This window comes from Nocardioides maradonensis (assembly GCF_054777115.1).
On sequence record NZ_BAAHAZ010000052.1, the window covers coordinates 1 to 978 of the forward strand.

At 67.4% G+C, this 978-nt stretch carries 1 pseudogene; it reads left to right on the top strand.

Annotation, left to right across the window (positions count from 1 at the left end):
• Positions 1 to 50 precede the first annotated feature (50 nt).
• Positions 51 to 963: pseudogene (locus ACYVAQ_RS23375) on the top strand (IS5 family transposase).
• Positions 964 to 978: the final 15 nt, after the last annotated feature.

Here is a 978-nt window from a genome sequence, read left to right on the forward strand (position 1 = left end):
CTAGGGCGTGTCTGCTAAATCGCGGTCGTCAGGTCGGTGATTGTTGACCTATGTCGCGTGTTGAGGTGTTGAACGACGCCCAGTGGGCCCGGATCGAGCCGTTGATGCCGTCCTCTGAGGGACGTCGTGGCAGGCCGTGGCGCGAGCACCGCCAGGTGGTCGAGGGGATCATCTACCGCTTCCGAACCGGCATCGCGTGGCGGGACCTGCCGGCCGCGTTCGGGCCGTGGCAGACAGTCTGGGAGCGGCACCAGGTGTTCTCCCAGAACGGCATCTGGGACCGGATCCACGCCCAGCTGGTCGCAGAAGCGGATGCGGCCGACGAGGTCGACTGGACCGTGAGTGTCGACGCCACGATCAACCGCGCCCACCAGCACGCCACGAACCGGAGTCGTGTCGAGCGACCCGCAGGGCTCACAGGGGGCTGAGTCGAACTACAAGAACTCTGCCGCTGACCCGATGCACGAGCCTCCCGACCACGCGATCGGACGCTCCAGGGGCGGGTTGTCGACCAAGATCCACCAACTCGTCGACGGCCGCAAGCGGCCGCTGGTGATCGGCCTGACCGCGGGACAGGCAGCCGATTCGCCGATGCTGAAGTTCCTGCTGGCTGACCTGGCCGTCGAGCGCCTGGGGCCAGGACGGCCCCGCACTCGTCCCGACGCAATCCTCGGCGACAAGGCCTACTCCTCGCGCGCGAATCGAGCGCTGCTGCGGTCAAAGCGGGTCCGGACGGTGATCCCGCAGCGTGCCGACGAGATCGGGCACCGCCAACGGCGCGGATCGTCCGGTGGCCGACCGCCCGCTTTCGACCCGGTCACCTACAAGCGACGCAACGTGGTCGAACGGTCGTTCAACGACCACAAGCAGTGGCGCGGCATCGCGACCCGCTACGACAAGCTCGCCGCCAACTACCGCGGCGGTGTCGTGCTCCGCGCCATCGTCATCTGGCTACAGCAATAAGCAGACACGCCCTAG